The sequence below is a fragment of the Nannocystis exedens genome (assembly GCF_002343915.1).
Lineage (GTDB): Bacteria > Myxococcota_A > Polyangia > Nannocystales > Nannocystaceae > Nannocystis > Nannocystis exedens.
This window is the reverse complement of sequence record NZ_NETK01000001.1, coordinates 5,251,261-5,269,208: the sequence shown is the minus strand read 5'-3', so window position 1 is coordinate 5,269,208 and position 17,948 is coordinate 5,251,261. Positions and strand designations below refer to the sequence as shown.

Sequence of the window (17,948 nt, the reverse complement as noted above, 5' to 3'; positions counted from 1 at the left end):
CTCGATGAGGAAGAGGTGGTGGCTGGGCGCGCTCCTCGCGACCGCGTGGCTGCTCCCGGCAGGCGCCAGCGCCCTCGCCGTCCCCGCCCTCGTCACCCACCAGGGCCGCCTCTTCGACGCCAACGGCGTCCCCGTCGACGGCACCCAGGACATCACCTTCGCCATCTACGACGCCGAGCTCGCCGGCAACGAGATCTGGGCCGAGACCATCAGCGTCACCTTCGAAGAGGGTTTCTTCTCGGTCCGCCTCGGCGAGCAGCTCGTCCTCGACGAGCTCGTCTTCGACGGCAGCACTCGCTGGCTCGGCATCACCGTCGGCTCCGACCCGGAGATGACCCCCCGCGCCGCCATCGTCAGCGTCCCCTATGCCATGTTCGCCGGCGACGTCCGCGGCGAGATCAACCCCACCAGTGTCAACATTCAGGGGTTCGGCCAGGTCATCAACGAGAGCGGCCAGTGGGTCGGCGATCCTTCCGGATTGATCGGCCCCGCCGGCCCGCCCGGGCCCGCCGGTCCTGCCGGCGCCGAGGGCCCCGCCGGTCCTGCCGGTCCCGAAGGCCCCGCCGGTCCCGCCGGTCCCGCGGGCCCTGCCGGCCCCGAAGGTCCCGCCGGTCCCGCCGGCGCCGACGGCCCGGCCGGCCCTGCGGGTCCCGCCGGCCCTGCCGGCCCCGAAGGCCCCGCCGGTCCCGCCGGCGCCGACGGCCCGGCCGGTCCCGCCGGCCCGGCCGGCCCCGCAGGACCCGCCGGCCCCGAAGGCCCCCAGGGCCCGCAAGGCCCCCAGGGCGAGATCGGCCCCGCCGGTCCCCAGGGTCCCCAGGGCGAGATCGGCCCCGCCGGTCCCCAGGGCCCGCAAGGCGAGGTCGGCCCCGCCGGTCCCCAGGGCCCGCAGGGCGAGCCCGGCCCTGCCGGCGCCCAGGGCCCGCAAGGCGAGCCCGGCCCCGCCGGCCCACAGGGCCCCCAGGGCGAACCCGGTCCCGCCGGCCCGCAGGGCGTCCAGGGCGAGCCCGGTCCCGCCGGCCCTGCCGGTCCTGAAGGCCCTGCCGGGCCCGCCGGCCCGCAAGGCGTGCAAGGCGATCCCGGCCCCGCCGGTCCCGCCGGTCCTGCCGGCCCGCAGGGCCCCACAGGCCCGGCCGGAGCCCAGGGTCCCGCCGGTCCTCCGGGACCGCAGGGCGCCGTCGGACCGATGGGCCCCGCCGGTCCCGCCGGCCCGGTCGGTCCCGCCGGCCCGGCAGGCCCCAGGGCCCGCAGGGCGCCACCGGCCCGCAGGGCCCCCAGGGTCCCCAGGGCCCGCAAGGTCCGCAGGGCGTTCCCGGCCCGACCAGCGTGCCCGCCTGCCCCGTGGTCAACTTCGCCGATCAGCTCGCGTCGGTGAACACCGCGCGCTCGCTGCTCTGCGTGTACCACGAGAACTTCGGCACCAACTGGAACCTGTCGGCGAGCGACTGTTACACCTTCTACGGCGGGGCGCACCTGTGCCGCCACGAGGAGATCCGTCGCGCCTGCATCGCCGGCGGCTTCACGCCGATCGCCAATTCGTGGATCGCCGACCGGATCGACGACGACGACGCGCTGTTCATCAACAGCAACGATTGCAGCAACTTCGACGGCCAGGACGGGGTCGGCGCCGGCAAGACCGGCAAGTACTGCTGCTCCGAATGGCCGAAGTACTGAGCCTCGCGCCCGCCCCGACCCCGCGGCCGGGGCGGCGACAATGATCATATGTCCCGAAGTTCAGACATCGTCGCGCGCAGCGGCCGGCGGATCGCCGGCTACCTCGGCGGCAGCGCCGTGCTCCTGCTCGGCAGCTGGTACGCGCTGTCCCCCGGCGACGGGCCCGCGCCGCCGCCCGTCCCCGCGCCCGAGCCCGTCGTCGCCCTCGGCGTGCAGGCGGCCGACGCCGACCCGGCCGGCCGGTCCTTCGACGACTTCGACCCGCGCCCCGACCACGTGGCCCCGTCCCCGCCGCCGATCGAGCCTGTCCCCGAGGACATGTTGACCGCCGAGCGTCGGGCCTGGCTCGCCGACCCCGGCCCGCGGGTCGAGGTCGACGCGAACGCCCAGGCCACGCTCGAGTCCGCCCGCGCCGCCGCCACCGCCGAGCTGCAGAAGGTCCTCGACGACCGGCGCAACTCGCTCCTGCGCGCCTGCGGCGGCAAGGACGCGAGCAACATCTTCGTCCAGGCCACCTTCGGCGCCGACGGCAAGCTGCTGGCGCGCGAGTTCGCCGACCACGGCAACGACACCGCCGTCCGCGAGTGCCTCCAGTCGCAACCGTTCGCCATGTCGATCCCACCCCCCGGCGTCGAGCTCCGAGTCCGCGGCGTGCTCGCCCCGCGGTGAAAGGTGCTCCTGTCCGCAAGGACAGCTCTCGCACGCCGACGCCGCTCGTCCGCCTCCGCAGAGCCAGCCGACTTCGGGTCATTCGCCGCAGCGCCTCGATCCGTCGGGCGGTCCAGCCGTCGAGCGTCGACCGCTCACGATCGAGCTGTCCCCGGGGACAGCGCACGATCGCCGCCGTGAAGCCGCCGACGCACCCGTACGCGCGAAACTGCGGTCTTGTTGGCCTGTAGACATTCGTGATAGCGTCCACGAATCGTCGCGTCGTCCGACGCGGCTGGGCTCTGGACGGGGGTGGGGGCATGCGCCGGGCCGCGCGTACGCGCAGGTGTCGAGCGGTATTGGGGCTGGTGTGGAGCGCGGGTCTCGCGGCCGGGTGCGCCGACGACACGACCGCCGGCACGATGTCCATGAGTGGTACCGAGGGCACGACCGCCACGACGGACGCGCCGACGTCCACCGATTCGCCGACGTCCACGCCCACCACCGACACTCCGACCACCACCCATCCGGTGACCTCCACCGATTCATCGACCACCGAGCCGCCGACCACCACGGTCGCCCCGACCACCACCGACTCGACGACGTCCACCACCGGCGACACCGACTCGACGACCACGTCGACGTCGACCTCGACGACCGACACCGGCACCACCGGCGATCCCGTCGCCGGTCGCTCCGTCACCCAGACCGTCAACAGCGGCACCGTCGCCACCAGCCCCAATTTCCGCATGGTCTTCACCCTGGGCCAACCGACCCAGAACCAGGGCATCTACACCTCCGACAACTTTCGCCTGCAAGGCGGCCTGATCGGCGCCAACGGAAACCCGCCATGAGATCGACGCGACGCAACTCGATGAGGAAGAAGTGGTGGCTGGGCGCGCTCCTCGCGACCGCGTGGCTGCTCCCGGCAGGCGCCAGCGCCCTCGCCGTCCCCGCCCTCGTCACCCACCAGGGCCGCCTCTTCGACGCCAACGGCGTCCCCGTCGACGGCACCCAGGACATCACCTTCGCCATCTACGACGCCGAGCTCGCCGGCAACGAGATCTGGGCCGAGACCATCAGCGTCACCTTCGAAGAGGGTTTCTTCTCGGTCCGCCTCGGCGAGCAGCTCGTCCTCGACGAGCTCGTCTTCGACGGCAGCACTCGCTGGCTCGGCATCACCGTCGGCTCCGACCCGGAGATGACCCCCCGCGCCGCCATCGTCAGCGTCCCCTATGCCATGTTCGCCGGCGACGTCCGCGGCGAGATCAACCCCACCAGTGTCAACATTCAGGGGTTCGGCCAGGTCATCAACGAGAGCGGCCAGTGGGTCGGCGATCCTTCCGGCTTGATCGGCCCCGCCGGCCCGCCCGGGCCCGCCGGTCCTGCCGGCGCCGAGGGCCCCGCCGGTCCTGCCGGTCCCGAGGGCCCCGCCGGTCCCGCCGGTCCCGCGGGCCCTGCCGGCCCCGAAGGCCCCGCCGGTCCCGCCGGCGCCGAGGGCCCGGCCGGTCCCGCCGGTCCCGCCGGCCCTGCCGGTCCCGAAGGCCCTGCCGGTCCCGCCGGCGCCGACGGCCCGGCCGGTCCCGCCGGCCCCGCCGGTCCTGCCGGCCCCCAGGGGCCGATGGGCGAGCCGGGCCCCGCCGGTCCTGCCGGTCCCCAGGGCCCGCAAGGTCCGATGGGCGCCACCGGCCCGATGGGCCCCCAAGGCCCGCAGGGTCCCATCGGTCCCACCGGTCCGCAGGGCCCGCAGGGAGATCCGGGCGTCCAGGGCCCGCAAGGCCCCCAGGGCCCGCAAGGCCCCCAGGGCCCGCAAGGCATCCCCGGCCCCACGAGCGTGGCGGCATGCCCGAATTTCCCGGCCTTCTCGACCTACCAGGTCAACACGGTTACCTCGCTGCTGTGCCTCTACTACGACACCGCCGGCGGCAATCAGAACTGGTACCAGAGCGCCGACCGCTGCCGCACGGCCTATGGCGGCGCCTATCTCTGCACGTACGAGCAAGTCCGCCGCGCCTGCGCCACCGGCATGACGCTGCAGCTCAACACCTGGATGGGCGACCGCGTCGACGACGACCGGGGCATCCGCGTCAACGACACCAACTGCGCCAACTTCGACGAGGACGAGAACTTCGGCGCGACCTTCGGCGCCCGCTACTGCTGCCTGCAGTGGATGAAGTACTGACGCCCCGCGCCCGCGCCCGCTCCCGCTGCCGCGCGTCCACGCCGCGCGCCGCGAGTGCCGAAAGCGCGTGAGTCACGAAGGCGAGTGCCTGCAAGCGCCCGTGAGAAGGCGAGTGCCGACAGCGCCTCGTGAGTGCCCGACTGCCCCCGTAAGTCACGAAGGCGAGTGCCCGCAAGCGCCTCGTGAGTCACGAAGGCGAGTCGACTGCGCGTCGCGGTCGGGCCGAGATGTCCGAAGCGACAGGTCGCTGCGTCAGCAATGGAGCTGGCCGGACCGGGGCCGCGAGCTCCCTTCGACGCGCCGACCGGCGCGGCCCCGACGCGCTCGCCGCCATCCGCGCCGTCGCCCCTGCGCCCTGCGCACCGCTCGCGGGATCGGCTCGGAGACACCTACGAGACCGTAGAGGCCGCCTGCCTCGCCGACCGCGACCCCGAGGAGGAGCCTGGTCGGCTGTCCTTCGGCCCCGGTTCGGTCTATAGCGGCGTCATCTTCACCTTCGCCTCCAAGCGCGACCAATTCACCGAGATCTTCTTCGGCGCCGCCGCCGAGTGATTGCGTGCCGTCATGAACGAACTGCTCCCCTGCGTCGAGGTCGAGGCCACGGTCCCGGCCACAGCCAGCGTCATCTTCCTCCACGGCCTCGGCGCCGACGGCCACGACTTCGAGCCGGCGGTCCCGCTGTTCGCTCTGCCGTGGGCGCGCTTCATCCTCCCGCACGCGCCCTCGCTGCCGGTCACGATCAACGGCGGCTACATCATGCCCGCCTGGTACGACATCCGCAGCCTCGGCTTCGACCCGCACGCCGGCCCGCGCGAGGACGAGGACCACATCCGGGCCAGCGCCGCCGCCATCACCCGCCTCATCGCCCGCGAGAACGCGCGCGGCATCCCCAGCGACCGCATCGTCCTCGGCGGCTTCAGCCAGGGCGGCGCCATGGCCCTCTACACCGGCTCGCGTCACCCCGAGACCCTCGCCGGCCTGCTCGTCCTCAGCGCCTACGAGCTGTTGCCCGACAAGCGCGACGAGCAGACCCGCGCCAACTGCGACACCCCGGTCCTGTTCTGCCACGGCCGTCACGACCCGCTCGTGCCGATGTTCGCCGGCCGCGCCGCCCACGACGCCGCCCTCAGCCCCGGCCGCGACGTCCGCTGGCACGACTACCCGATCCAGCACGAGGTCTCGACCGCCGAGCTCCAGCTCGTGTCCGCTTGGCTGCACGAACGCCTGCCGCGCTGATCTTTCTCTCGAGAAGAACCTGTCGCGCTCGGCGCCTGAGCACGCCGGGCCTGTCCCCTCGACCATCTCCCGATTCGCGACGCCCGCAGTCGCCGGGACGCGCGGGAGGTCTGCGGGTGGCCGAGAGATCACGAGAGGCCGACGATCTGCACGCCGTGAAGACGCCTGTCTCTTCGACCAGAGCACCAACCGCAACAGCTGCCTCGGCTCGTCGGCCCCCCCGGTTCCCTTTCCGGATCGTCCTCCGACGCTCACGTCCTCCCCATACCCTTCGACCGGCGCATCAGGACCCGCGGCCACGTCCCTCGGCCTTGCACCTGTCCCTTGGACCAGCCTCGCAGAAGCGCGCTCGCCTGTCCCTTCGACCGGCGCATCAGGACCCGCGGCCACGTCCCTCGGCCTTGCACCTGTCCCTTGGACCAGCCTCGCAGAAGCGCGCTCGCCTGTCCCTTCGACCAGCCCCTCCGAGGCCGGCCACGCGCCTCGGCAAACGCCGGCCCTCGCCTGTCTCTTCGGCCAGCCGGTCAGAACCGCAGCAGCAGCGTCGCCCCGCCGATCGTCGGCGACACCGTCGCCCGGCCTTCCTTCCAGCGGAGGAACGCCTTGCGACGAAGCACCCCGTGCGTGAACAGGCCCCAGCCGATGGCCGCCGTCACCAGGCCGCCGCCGATCAGCGGCACACCGGCGCGACGGTCCTCGCCGAACACGTCGGTCGTGCGGGCCGCGATCCCGAGCCCGAACACCACCAGTCCGATGGTGCCGAGCGCCGCGCCGATGATCATCCGCGGCGTGCCGTTGGGCGGCTCCTTGTTCGGATCGATTGGCGCCTCGGACACCTCTACCACCGTCGGCATCTGCCCGTTCGGCGGCCCCCAGCTGTGCTCCGCCCCGGGCAGCGGGCGCTGGTAGATCTGCCACGTCCGCGGCTTGGACCGCCCCTGCTCGGCCGGCGCCTCCACGGCCACCGATCCGCCCGGAGCCGTCGTCGGCGGCGCCGTCTCGGCGCTCGTGGTCGGCCCTCCCGAGGTCGTCCCGGCCGAGCCCGTCGCAGCCGGTGCCGTCGTCGTACTCGCAGGAGCCGTTGCGGTCGGCGCCTCCACCGGCGTCGTCGCGCCCGGAGTCGCCTCGGGCGGTGCCGCGGTCGATGCCGTCGCGTTCGTCCCGCTCGGCGCCGTCGCGCTCGAAGCGACCCTCGTCCCGTCCGGAGTGATTCGCCCCCGCGCCGTCGCGCTCGAAGTCGTCCCCGTCGCACCGTCCGGAGTCGCGACCCCGGTCGCCGCGGTCGCGTCCGGCGACGTGCGCATCGGCGCCGTCGCCGGCGGCGTCGACCCTTCCGCTGTCCTCGACCTCGCCAGCGTCGTCGACCCCCAGGTCGTCGCGCGCGCCGGCGTCGGCGATCCTTTCGAAGCCGTCCCTTGCGAACCGGCTTCTCGCGCGGTCGTTGCAGTTGCCACGTTCAGCGGCGCCGCGGACACCAGCGACGGCGTCGACGTCAGCAACACCGTCAAGCAGATCGCCCGCGAGCGCATGGACCTCATGGCGGGCGCATCCTCGCACATTCGCGCCGCGAAGTCGCCCGCTGCGAGCCCCGCGCCGACTCGGTATGCTCCAGTCCGCATGGCGCTGCGCATCAACGGAACCCTCGACCCGCCCGGCTCCCCCTGGTACGAGCGTCTGTTCGCCGACCAGCTCTGCACCGTCATCATCGCCTGCGGCTTCGACGAGTACGGCGCCAACCGCTCGCAAGACGAGCTCCTCGAGTCCGGCCTCGTCGCGCGCGGCTTCTCGCGCGACGACGCCGGCGCCCTCGCCCGGATCGCCGCCGGCAAGCGCGTCGCTCCGCAGCGGCCCGCCGAGCACTGGATCGCCGGCGCCGCCGCGACCGACGCCGCCGGCCGACCGGTCGACGTCGTCGTCACCCTCGTGCGCGCGGGCGACGGCAGCGCCGGCGGCGACGCGGCCTCCGCCTTCCTCGACGGCCTCGGCCGCTGCGACGTCGCCATGTACGGCGGCCACGGCCGCTACGGCACCGGCCCCGACTTCGACTACAACTTCACCGCCGACCTCGTCGACGACAAGGGCGCGATCGAGGCCAGCTTCAGCGAGTACAAGGACCTCGAGGAGTTCCTGGCCGAGCGCGGGCGAGCGACCAGGCGCTCGCCGCTGGCCGAGTACCGCGCTCTGGTCGCCAAGGGCCGCCTGCAGATCCGCCGCGTCAACTCCGGCAACCTCGTGATCAACCTGCGCAACTATCACACCGCCGAGTTCGGCGCCCACGTCATGGTCGATCAGCTCAAGACCGACCCCAACATCCGCCGCATGTCGAAGCAGGCGTTCGACAGGCGCTACCGCCTGTGGCTGTTCAACGGCTGCCGCACCAACGATTACTTCTACAACCTGCGCAAGCTCAACCCGAAGGCCAACGCCGGCGGCCTCGACCTGATCGGCACCCGCCGCGTCACGTATTGGAGCATGATCGGCGACACCATGCTGAAGCTGCTCGACGAGCTGCTGCAGCGGCGGACGTTCTCGCAGATCTTGCAAGCACTCCACGCGGTCAACCCCGACAACCCGGGCGACGACGCCAGGGGCCCGAGCCACGTCGCCGACCTCGGTCGCCGCGCCTGACACCACGGAGCCGACCATGCCCACCCCCGACTTCGCCAGCCGAGTCCAGGCGTTCGCCGGCCTCGGTCGCCGCGCCTGACACCACGGAGCCGACCATGCCCACCCCCGACTTCGCCAGCCGAGTCCAGGCGTTCGCCGACCTCGGTCGCCGCGCCTGACACCACGGAGCCGACCATGCCCACCCCCGACTTCGCCAGCCGAGTCCAGGCGTTCGCCGACAACCCCTCGCCCGCCGCCGCCCGGGCCCTCGCCGCCGAGCACGACGACCGTGCCTTCGCGGCCCTCGTCGAGGCCATGAACGACTTCATGGAGGGGCCCGACGCCGTCGCCTACCGCGAGGCCGTCCGCACCGTCGCCACCCCCGCCGTCCTCGCCAAGTGGATGGCCGGCGACCTCGACGCCCGCCGCACCGCCGCTCACGCGCTCAGCGCCCGCTTCCCCGAGCACGTCCCCTTCATCGCCCAGGGCCTGCGCGACCCCGACGACCAGGTCCGGGCGATCTGCCGCCGGTCTCTTCGGTCATGGTCTTCGAGCCCTGGCCTTCACGACCTGTTCCTCGAGGCAGTCCGCCACGAGGACCCGCGCGTCCGCCTGCTCGCCGCCGAGGGCCTCGGCAAGCTCGGCAAGCCGGCCGACCTGCCTGCCCTGCAGGCGGCCCTCGACGCCGAGCAGGACGACCGGACGCGCGACCGGCTGGCCTGGGCGGTCGAGCGCATCGAGGGCCAGACCGCAGACGAGCAGGGCTGACCCTGCGGACGGTCGCCCGCCCGGAGGCCCGGTCCGGCCGTCCGCGATGCGCCCGCGGCCGCGACGTCCGTCCGCACGCTCCGCACGCGCGACCCGTCCGTCCGCACGCACGACGGCATCCGTCCGCACCGACGAGGACACGGAGTCTCCGCACGCGCGACCGTCACGCCGTCCGTCGGTCCGCACCGGACGCGACGACGGAGCCCTCCCACCCCGGTCGACGCGCGCCGAGGCGATGAACCCTCCCTCGCCATCGCAGGCGCGATCGTCACGCGACGACGAGCTTCGCGCCCACCGGACGCGGCACAAGACGATGAAGCCTCCGCACCCGTCCGCACGCAGCGGGCGCGGCGACACGAGACGATGAAGCCTCCGCAATCGTCCGCACGCAAGCGGACACGAGCGTGTCGTCACGAACCTTCGCGAGCACCGCACGCGACCCGCAGAGCGACTCGCAGCACGCCAGCCCCCGCACAGCTCGGCGGCGGCGTAGCGGCCGGACCCGCGGGTGTGCTAGCTTCCCGCGCTCCTTCACCAAGCCTCATGGCCAGCCGCTCCACCGCCCGCAAGCACACCCTCGCCGAACAGGCCGACCGCTTCGCCCTCTATCAAGAGGCAGTCAACGCCCCCGCCGACAACATCGACTTCATCGAGCGCGTCTACACCGAGATGCGCGGCGCCAAGCCCAAGGTGCTCAAGGAGGACTTCTGCGGCACCGCGCTGCTGGCCACCGAGTGGGCCAAGCGCGGCCCCCAGCGCCGGTCGATCGGCGTCGACCTCGACGCCGAGGCGCTCGCCTGGGCTCGCCGTCACAACCTCGGCCCCGCCGGCCCAGCCATCGCCAGCCGCATCGAGCTGGTCCACGCCGACGTCCTCGCCCCCAACGAGCACCGCGCCGACGTCGTCTGCGCCCTCAACTTCAGCTACTTCCTGCTGCCCTCGCGCCAGCAGCTGCTCGCCTACTTCCGCAACGTCCGCCGCTCGCTGCGCCCGCGCGGCCTGTTCGTGCTCGACTGCATCGGCGGCACCGAGGCCGTGGCCGACTACCACGAGCGCCGCGAGTACGACGGCTTCTCGTACCTGTGGGACCACAGCGAGTTCAACCCGCTCGACCACACCGCCCGCTGCTCGATCAGCTTCGCCTTCCCCGACGGCTCGCGCATCGAACCCGCGTTCGCCTACCGCTGGCGCGTGTGGACCCTGCCGGAGCTGCGCGACCTCCTCGACGAGGCCGGCTTCGCCGCGCCGCGGGTGTTCTGGGAGTACACCGACGAAGAGGACGGCACCACCGAGTACCGCGAGATCGCCCACGAGCAGAACCAGGAGATCTGGCTGACCTACCTGGTCGCCTCGACCTGACCCGCAGCATGTCGAACCCCCTCCGGGACAGCGAGCCAGCCCGCCTCTCCCAGGCGACGACCGCGTCGGCCGACATGGCCGCTACGACATGGCCGCTGCGACATGGTCGTCCCGACATGGTCGGGAGAGCAGCTCGCCGTTCGTGGCCCGCGCCGCCCCGCGGCGGGCGCAGACCGCTCAGCCGCGCGCTCACGAGCGCGCAGCCTCGCCCTCGCTCGCCGCAGCCGGTGCTCGCGGCGCGCCCAGACCGCATCACGGCCTGCCCCGAAGGACAGCACGCCTCGCGCGCGCACCGCCCCGACTCCCCGGGCCGCACCACCACCCCTTTCTTAAGCCAGCGCGATCCGCTCGCGCCCGGCCTGACATCGCCTCCAGTCGACGCTCCACCGCTCCTGCCCGTCAGGACATGACCCGAAGGACAGCATGACGAACTTCCGCTCCGACAACAACGCAGGCCTGGTCCCGGAGGCGCTGGCGGCGTTGGTGGAGGCGGCGCAGGGCGAGGCGGTGGCTTACGGCGGCGACGACGTCACGCTCAAGGCGGCGACCCGGGTCGCCGCCCTGTTCGGCGCCGAGGCCCGCGCGGCGGTGTTCTTCGTCGCCACCGGCACGGCGGCCAACACTCTGGCGATCGCCGCCTTGACGGAGCCGTGGCAGCGGGTCCTGTGTCACCGCCACAGCCACTACAACGAGGACGAGTCGACCGCGCCCGAGCGCATCACCCTGTGCCGCACGACGCCCATCGAACCGGGCGCCGACCCGACGCGCCTCGGCCCCGAGGACCTGCTGCCGCACCTCGTCGGTCGCCGCGGCGACGTCCACGAGCCCGCGCCCGGCGTGCTCACCCTGTCCAACCCGACCGAGTTCGGCACCGTCTACGCCCCGGCCGAGCTGGCCGCCCTGTGCCGGCTGGCCCACGAGCACGGCTTCCGCGTCCACGTCGACGGCGCGCGCTTCAGCCAGGCCGTGGCCCACATCATGCGTACGCACGACCTGTCCGAAGAGGCAGCCTGTCGCGCCCTCACCGTCGACGCCGGCGTCGACGGCCTGTCGTTCGGCGGCACCAAGGGGGGCCTCGCGCTCGGCGAGGCCGTCGTGCTGTTCGTCGGTCGCTCGCCCGCCGCCGCCCGGGCCGCCGAGCGCCTGCCGTTCCTGCGCAAGTCGACCGGCCACCTGCTGAGCAAGCACCGCTACGTCTCGGGCCAGTTCAACCGCGTGCTCGCCCACGGCGCCTGGGTCCGCCACGCGGCCGTCGCCGCGACGATGGCCGAACGCCTGGCCGCGGGCCTGCGGATCCGCGGCCTCACGCCCGCCTTCCCGCGCGAGTCCAACGCCGTGTTCGTCGACCTGCCCCCCGCCGTCGATCGCCGCCTGCGCAACCGCGGCCACGCCTACTACCCGTTCGCCACCCCCGTCGGTCCGCGCGCCCGCCTGATGTGCAGCTTCGCCACCACCCCCGCCGACATCGACGCCTTCCTCGCCGACATCCCACCGCCCTGATCGCGGCGACCGACGCCCGGCGAGCGCTCGGCCTCGTCGAGCGCACCGGCACGTCTCGCGCGCTGCGAGCCTGACCACTGCGAGCGCTGGCATCTCTCGCGTCACGTCACGCGCACCGATCGCCCCATCACGCGCGACTCGTCGTCCACCATCGACCGCCGAATCATGGCGCACGGATCGCGGTGCCGAACCTCCGACCAGCACGGGCGCTCCCTCGCCATGGCGCCGAATCGCTGCCGCGCTCTTCACCGGCGCTGTCCGCGTTTCTCATGGTTGGCCGGGCGCCCCCGTCACGCTTCGCGCCGATCTCTTCTGCACTGCTCGCCGACGTTCCTTCGCTGTCTCGTCAAGGCCGAAACCTGCCGCGCTCGCGTCGCTCGTCGCGCCGAATCTCGACGTCTCACCCGGCGCTCCGCTGCGGCTCGTTGCCTCGTCCCTGATCGCAGCACCATCCTCTGCACTTCTCACCCCGCGGCGCCGTCGTGTCGCGCGTCGCGCCGAATCTCGACGTCTCACCCGGCGCTTCGCCGGGCTCGGTGCCCTCGTCCCTCATCGCAGCAGCACCCTCTGGACTCCTCGCTCCGTCACCGATCTCGCTGTCACCCGCGACTCGTGCCGCGATCCATCAAGCTCGCGGCGCGAACATCCACCGTGCAGCGAGCGTCGCGATCCTCATGGCCAGGACCCCTCGCGGACCGCTCGATGCTCGACTCCGGCGAACGCCGCATGAGCAAGTTTCGTCGCATCGCGGGACCCCGGAGCCGGACACTTGACCGGGGCGCCACGGAACATGCCTCCTTCGACATGTCCCGAAAGACAGCGCGATATCGATCAGTGCGGCTTTTCGCCCTCGCCCGACTCCTGGAGACAAGCGCGCCGGACTCCTTGAGCGCTAGAGCCGGAATTCTCGCAGAGCCCCGATCTGAGGCCGAAAACCGGCGAGAACGCTGCGCGCTTGCACGCCTCGGCACGCTTCTTCACGCTGGGGGGCGATGGCCATCATCGTCGCCTTCACCGTCGCCGCCCTCGCGTTCGCCGCGCCCGTCGCGCCCGCACCCTCGCGCGCAGCGCCGACGACCGCGCCCGCGTCGCCGGGTGCGCCGGCGGCTGCCAAGAACCTGTCCTCCGGGCCAGCCGCAACCACCACCCCCGGCGTCGCTGCCCAGGTGCAGGTCGACTGGCGCGACCGCGTCGCCATCGGCGTCGCCGCCATGCAGGCTTCCGACCCGGCGCGGCTCGCTCGCCTCGAGGCGCTGCAGCCCGACCGCAAGGTCGAGGACGCCGTGTTCTTCTCGCCCGGCGAGCTGCAGGATCCCAGGGTCGCGCCTGTCCTTTTGCGCAGGCTCCTTCAGAGCCGAGATCCCGTCAAGGTCCGCTGCGCCCTCGTCGAGGCGCTGCCGCTGACCGGCGGCGACTGGCAGGAGGGCGCCGCCGCGTTGGTGGCGCTCGACGCCTCGCCCAAGGTGCGCAAGCAGCTCGTCGAGGTCATGCGCTACGCCGGCGCGCCCTACAACGTCGACGGCCTGCGGCGGGGCTTCAAGGACGAGGACTCCGAGGTCAACATCGCCGCCGCGCGCACCGCCGGGTTCGCGCGCAACGGCGAGGAGCTGTTCCCCGAGCTCTACTCGAGCACCTTCGACGCCGACTGGGACCTGCGCGCCGCCGCCGTCCAGGCGCTCGGCATGCTGCGCCTGCCCAAGTCGCGCGACGTCCTGATCAAGGCGCTCAGCGACGACGAGCGCGAGGTCCGGCTGCAGGCCTTCCTCGCGCTCGAGCAGATCGATCCGGAGGGCATCATCTGGCTGCCCGAGCTCGAGTCTCTCGCCAAGGATCGCAAGAGCCACCGGATCGCCCGCAAGGCCGAGCTCATGCTGCGCAAGCGGCGGGCCGCCGAGAAGGCCGCCAAGAAGGCCGGGCGACCGATCACCAACGCCGCGCGGCCGACCTCGCCCGAGCCGAGCCCGCCGGCCAAGCCCGTCAGCGGCGGCAGCGCGGCCAGCGGCGCGATCAAGCTCGACCCCTCGGCGACGCTGCCATGAGAGCGATCGGTCAGAGCGTTTACGGCGGCCCCGAGGTCCTGCAGGTCTTCGTCGAAGTCCCCGAGCCCGAGCCGGGCCCGCGCGACCTCGTCGTGCGCGTCCACGCCACCGCCACCAACCCGGTCGACACCAAGGTCCGGCGCGGCGGTTCGCCGGGCAGCCCCGTCCCGTCGCCGCCGCTGATCCTCGGCTGGGACGCCAGCGGCGTCGTTATCGCGGTCGGCAGCGAAGTCGAGCACTTCCGCGTCGGTGACGAGGTCTACTTCGCCGGCAACGTCGCCCGCCCCGGCTCGTACGCCGAGTACGTCGCCGTCGACGAGCGGATCGTCGCGCATCGCCCCAAAACCCTGTCTCACCGCGATGCCGCCGCGATCCCGCTGACCGCCCTCACCGCCTGGGAGGCGCTGGTCGAGAACATGGGGGTCACCCCCACCGACCGCAGCAGCGAGCACGCGCGCACCTTGCTGGTGGTCGGCGGCGCCGGAGGCGTCGGCTCCATGGCCATCCAGATCGCGCGCCAGGTGTGCGGCCTCCGCGTGATCGCCACCGCCTCGCGGCCGGAGAGCGCCGCCTGGTGTCGCAAGCTGGGCGCCGACGCGGTGATCGACCACACGAAGCCGCTCCTCGCCCAGCTGCGGGAGGGCGGCGACGACGGGGTCGACCTCGTGCTCAACACCGTCCAGCCGATGCAGAACCTGCCGCAGGTGCTCGAGGTCGTGCGGCCCTTCGGCCACGTCTGCGGGATCGTCGCCCCGAGCGGTCCGCTCGACCTCGGTCCGCTGTTCCGCAAGCGCGGTCACATCTCCTTCGAGTACATGTTCACCCGCCCCCTCTTCGCGGCCGCCCCGTCGCGCCAGGGGGCGATCCTCGCGCGGGTCGCCGATCTCCTCGACCAGGGGGTTTTGCTGGGCACGCGCACCACCACGATGCCCTGGGACCAGGTTCAGGCCGCGCACCGCCTGCTCGAGTCGGGGCGCTCGGTCGGCAAGACCGTGCTGGAAGTCGTCCCGTAGCGCCGCGCGAGTGCGCCGCGCGCCGGCGGGCTTGGTCTGAGCCAGATCAGAAGCCCACCTCCCGTCGCCGGAAGTTCCGGGTATAACCCCACGCGTCGCCATGCTCAGTCCACGCATGCCCATCCCGACGGTGGAACAGCTCGGTCCGCGCTTCGCCGAGTTCCTCCGCGGACTCAAGCGGCCGCTCATCTTCTTCGACACCGAGACCACGGGTACCGACCCGGCGCTCGATCGTGTGGTCGAGATCTCGATGATCCGCCTCAGCGCCGAGCGCGGGGTCGAGCCGCCGCGCACCTGGCGGATCAACCCCGGCGTGCGGATCCCGATCGAGGCCAGCGAGATCCACGGGATCACCAACGACGACGTCGCCGACAAGCCGACGTTCGGTCAGATCGCCGACGAGCTGCTCGCCTACCTCCGCGGCTGTGACCTCGCCGGCTTCAACATCGGCCGCTTCGACGTGCGGGTGATGCAGACCGAGTTCGCCCGCGTCGGCAAGGCCTTCGACCTGTCCGGCGTGCGCGTCATCGACGCCCAGGTCATCTACCACCAGAAGGAGCCGCGCAACCTCACCGCGGCGATGCGCTTCTACTGCGAGAAAGAGTTCGTCGACGCCCACGGCGCCGAGGCCGACACGATCGCCACGCTCGAGGTGTTCGCCGGTCAGCTCGACCGCTACGGCGAGCTCGGCCTCGACATCGAGGCCCTGCACGAGGTCTCCAACATCACCAGCGCCGGCTACGTCGACGGCGCCCGTCGCTTCATCTGGCGCGACAACGAGCCGGTGTTCAACTTCGGCCGCCTCAAGGGCAAGTCGCTGCGCTGGGCCGCCAGCGAGCCGACCGAGCGCGCCTACATGCGCTCGATCGTCACCGGCAACTTCGACGAGGACACCAAGGGCATCGTCCGCGACGCCCTGACCGGCCGGATCCGCCTGCGCCCGCGCGAGACCGAAGGCTAGCCGGAGCGACATGTCATGTGGGACATGTCGTTTGGGACATGTCCCACCTGCGCTCTCGGCCTCCTCAGGTCGCCAGGCCGAGCTGGCGGAGCATGGTGAGCTGGTCGAAGAACGCCTCGTTGGCGACGATCTTCCCGTCGGGCCCGAAGTGGTAGATCTCGCAGTACCTGATCGAGTAGCGCTTGCCCGTGGCGGGCTTGTCGCCGATCGGGCCGGTGTTGGTGCCCTCGCCGTAGAAGATGCCGACGATCGTGTTGCCGGCCTCGAGCAGCTCGATGCTGTGGGCCGCGGCGTCGGAGAACATCGTGTGCCAGCGCTCCAGGTGGGCGCGGATCGCCGGGCGGCCGCGGTGGACGACGGTGACCGTGTTGTTGGTCAGGGTCGCGTCCTCGGCGAAGTAGTCGGCCGCGACGTCGAGGTCCTTGCGACAGAACGCGTCCAGCACCGCGATCACCCGCTCTTTATTGCCAGTCTGCATGCGCGACCAGCGTAGGCTCGCCGTCGAGCCACGGTCAATGCGCGCGCTCACCGCGGCGTTCAGGGCGCTCCAGACTTGTCGCCGCTCTTCTCGAGAGCGTGCTTCTCGAGCCCGTTCTTCTCCAGTCCGTTCTTCTCCAGTCCGTTCTTCTCCAGTCCGTTCTTCTCGCCGTTGAGGGCGAAGAAGCGGAGCGTCGGCGTGTCGAGGACCACGGTGGTGCCCGGGGGGACGCTGCGCGTGAGCCACACGTTGCCGCCGATGGTGGAGCCGCGGCCGATCACCGTGTCGCCGCCGAGGATCGTCGCGCCGGCGTACACGGTGACATCGTCTTCGATGGTCGGGTGGCGCTGGACCTTGCGCCCGACCTCGCGCGACTTGACCGAGAGCGCGCCGAGGGTGACGCCCTGATACAGCTTGACGCGGTTGCCGATCACCGACGTCTCGCCGATCACCACGCCGGTGCCGTGGTCGATGAAGAAGCTGCGGCCGATGGTCGCGCCGGGGTGGATGTCGATGCCCGTGCGGCTGTGCAAGATCTCCGCGATCATGCGGGGCAGCAGCGGCACGCGCCTGCGGTAGAGGTGGTGGGCGATTCGGTGGCCCGCGATCGCGGTGACGCCGGGGTAGCTCATGATGATCTCGGCGTCGCTGCAGGCCGCCGGGTCGCCGGCGAGGGCGGCCTGGACGTCGGCGGCGAGGGCGGCGCGGATCGACGGGATCGCCTGCAGCAGGTCGAGCGCGTGCTCGTGGGCGGCCTGGGCGATCTCGTCGGCGGGCCGGCGGCCGGTGCAATCGACGGCGAGCGAGCGGCTCACGACCTGCTCGAGGCGGCGCAAGATCCGGGCGCAGCGGGCTCCCACGAAGTAACGGACCGTGAGGTCGTCGAGCGGCTCGTAGTTGAAGTACCCGGGGAACACGATCGACAGCACGTCGTCGAGCAGCTCCGAGACCTCGCTGCGGGCGGGCAGGTTGTTGCCGTCGATGTGGTTGATGTTCCCGTGGTCGCGGTACGACTCGAGGACCCCCTCGACGACGCTCGCGAGCCGGCGTTCGTGGTCGTTCACGGCGAGAACCATAGTCCAAGCGGGGGCCGTCTCCACGCGGCATGTGGTTTTTTGGCGTCGCGCGCGGACCGGGTTTAAGCTGGTGCAGGTTTGCCCGCGTTACCGCTCCACATGCTCGTCCAACAGTTGCTCCTCGGTCGCACGGAGGGGCTGAGCGGGCCGCAGCTCGCGGCTTTCTTGTCCGGCTGGACGAGTGTCCTCGAGTTGTTGCGACGCCCTGAGCTCTGCGTGCCCGACGCCGCGCCGGAGGTGCAGGAGGCGTTGCGTTCGCTCGCGGAGCAGATCGAGCGCGCACAAGCGGAGATCTTGAGCGACGACGACGACTCGGACCTCTGAGCTCGCTGGGGAGCTGGTGAATCAGCCAGCGCGTCTCTGAGCGCCGGCCCGGGGGGTTCGGGTGGCGGGATGCGCGGTTTGTCGCC

18 protein-coding genes are annotated in these 17,948 nt (G+C 72.3%); 15 read left to right on the top strand and 3 right to left on the bottom strand.

The window, feature by feature from the left end:
* Positions 1-4 precede the first annotated feature (4 nt).
* The 7 genes from NAEX_RS20760 to NAEX_RS20730 all read left to right on the top strand — a co-directional run bounded on the left by NAEX_RS20760 (position 5) and on the right by NAEX_RS20730 (position 5,737).
* Positions 5-1,372 carry a collagen-like domain-containing protein gene (locus tag NAEX_RS20760; protein ID WP_096329218.1) on the top strand — a complete coding sequence of 456 codons (1,368 nt, stop codon included), beginning with the start codon at positions 5-7 and terminating at the stop codon, positions 1,370-1,372.
* Positions 1,369-1,671 carry a hypothetical protein gene (locus NAEX_RS53015; RefSeq protein WP_245913765.1) on the top strand — a complete coding sequence of 101 codons (303 nt, stop codon included), beginning with the start codon at positions 1,369-1,371 and terminating at the stop codon, positions 1,669-1,671. The genes NAEX_RS20760 and NAEX_RS53015 overlap by 4 nt, the downstream gene beginning before the upstream one ends.
* Before the next feature lie 48 nt (positions 1,672-1,719).
* Positions 1,720-2,340, top strand: coding sequence for a hypothetical protein (locus NAEX_RS20750; RefSeq protein WP_096329216.1), 621 nt, complete (start codon positions 1,720-1,722; stop codon positions 2,338-2,340).
* A 407-nt stretch (positions 2,341-2,747) separates the two neighbouring features.
* Positions 2,748-3,173 (top strand): hypothetical protein, encoded by a 426-nt coding sequence (locus tag NAEX_RS20745; protein ID WP_143140814.1) that lies wholly within the window; start codon positions 2,748-2,750, stop codon positions 3,171-3,173.
* Positions 3,170-4,501, top strand: a complete 1,332-nt coding sequence (locus NAEX_RS52170) for a collagen-like protein (protein ID WP_177325964.1) — start codon at positions 3,170-3,172, stop codon at positions 4,499-4,501. Before NAEX_RS20745 ends, NAEX_RS52170 begins: the two co-directional genes overlap by 4 nt.
* A gap of 258 nt (positions 4,502-4,759) precedes the next feature.
* Complete coding sequence (locus NAEX_RS20735; protein WP_096329214.1) at positions 4,760-5,053, top strand: hypothetical protein; 294 nt, start codon at positions 4,760-4,762, stop codon at positions 5,051-5,053.
* Between the two features lie 12 nt (positions 5,054-5,065).
* On the top strand, positions 5,066-5,737 hold the full coding sequence (locus tag NAEX_RS20730; protein WP_096329213.1) for an alpha/beta hydrolase: 672 nt from the start codon (positions 5,066-5,068) through the stop codon (positions 5,735-5,737).
* 524 nt (positions 5,738-6,261) lie between these two features.
* Here the strand turns inward: NAEX_RS20730 and NAEX_RS20725 are convergent.
* Entirely contained in the window at positions 6,262-6,696 is a 435-nt protein-coding gene (locus NAEX_RS20725) for a hypothetical protein (RefSeq protein ID WP_096329212.1), read from the bottom strand.
* Between the two features lie 337 nt (positions 6,697-7,033).
* On the opposite strand from NAEX_RS20725, the gene NAEX_RS20720 reads away from it, so the two are divergent.
* From NAEX_RS20720 to NAEX_RS20690, 7 genes are all read left to right on the top strand, one after another.
* On the top strand, positions 7,034-8,365 hold the full coding sequence (locus NAEX_RS20720) for a hypothetical protein (RefSeq protein WP_143140815.1): 1,332 nt from the start codon (positions 7,034-7,036) through the stop codon (positions 8,363-8,365).
* Between the two features lie 174 nt (positions 8,366-8,539).
* Positions 8,540-9,112 carry a HEAT repeat domain-containing protein gene (locus NAEX_RS20715; RefSeq protein WP_096329210.1) on the top strand — a complete coding sequence of 191 codons (573 nt, stop codon included), beginning with the start codon at positions 8,540-8,542 and terminating at the stop codon, positions 9,110-9,112.
* Positions 9,113-9,655: 543 nt separating this feature from the next.
* The gene (locus NAEX_RS20710; RefSeq protein ID WP_170135875.1) at positions 9,656-10,471 is read left to right on the top strand and encodes a class I SAM-dependent methyltransferase; all 816 of its coding nucleotides are present in this window, start codon (positions 9,656-9,658) and stop codon (positions 10,469-10,471) included.
* 423 nt (positions 10,472-10,894) lie between these two features.
* The gene (locus NAEX_RS20705; protein WP_096329208.1) at positions 10,895-11,971 is read left to right on the top strand and encodes a threonine aldolase family protein; all 1,077 of its coding nucleotides are present in this window, start codon (positions 10,895-10,897) and stop codon (positions 11,969-11,971) included.
* A 992-nt stretch (positions 11,972-12,963) separates the two neighbouring features.
* A complete protein-coding gene (locus NAEX_RS20700; protein ID WP_096329207.1) occupies positions 12,964-14,010 on the top strand; it encodes a HEAT repeat domain-containing protein in 1,047 nt (348 codons plus the stop codon).
* Entirely contained in the window at positions 14,007-15,023 is a 1,017-nt protein-coding gene (locus NAEX_RS20695; RefSeq protein ID WP_096329206.1) for a zinc-binding alcohol dehydrogenase family protein, read from the top strand. Before NAEX_RS20700 ends, NAEX_RS20695 begins: the two co-directional genes overlap by 4 nt.
* A 115-nt stretch (positions 15,024-15,138) precedes the next feature.
* Entirely contained in the window at positions 15,139-15,984 is an 846-nt protein-coding gene (locus NAEX_RS20690; RefSeq protein ID WP_096329205.1) for a 3'-5' exonuclease, read from the top strand.
* Between the two features lie 64 nt (positions 15,985-16,048).
* Here the strand turns inward: NAEX_RS20690 and NAEX_RS20685 are convergent, their stop codons facing one another.
* Complete coding sequence (locus NAEX_RS20685; RefSeq protein WP_096329204.1) at positions 16,049-16,462, bottom strand: ester cyclase; 414 nt, start codon at positions 16,460-16,462, stop codon at positions 16,049-16,051.
* Between the two features lie 59 nt (positions 16,463-16,521).
* A complete protein-coding gene (gene epsC, locus NAEX_RS20680; protein ID WP_245913764.1) occupies positions 16,522-17,526 on the bottom strand; it encodes a serine O-acetyltransferase EpsC in 1,005 nt (334 codons plus the stop codon).
* 204 nt (positions 17,527-17,730) lie between these two features.
* Here epsC and NAEX_RS53860 point away from each other — a divergent pair, with 204 nt between their 5' ends.
* Positions 17,731-17,862, top strand: a complete 132-nt coding sequence (locus NAEX_RS53860; RefSeq protein WP_256254073.1) for a hypothetical protein — start codon at positions 17,731-17,733, stop codon at positions 17,860-17,862.
* Positions 17,863-17,948: the final 86 nt, after the last annotated feature.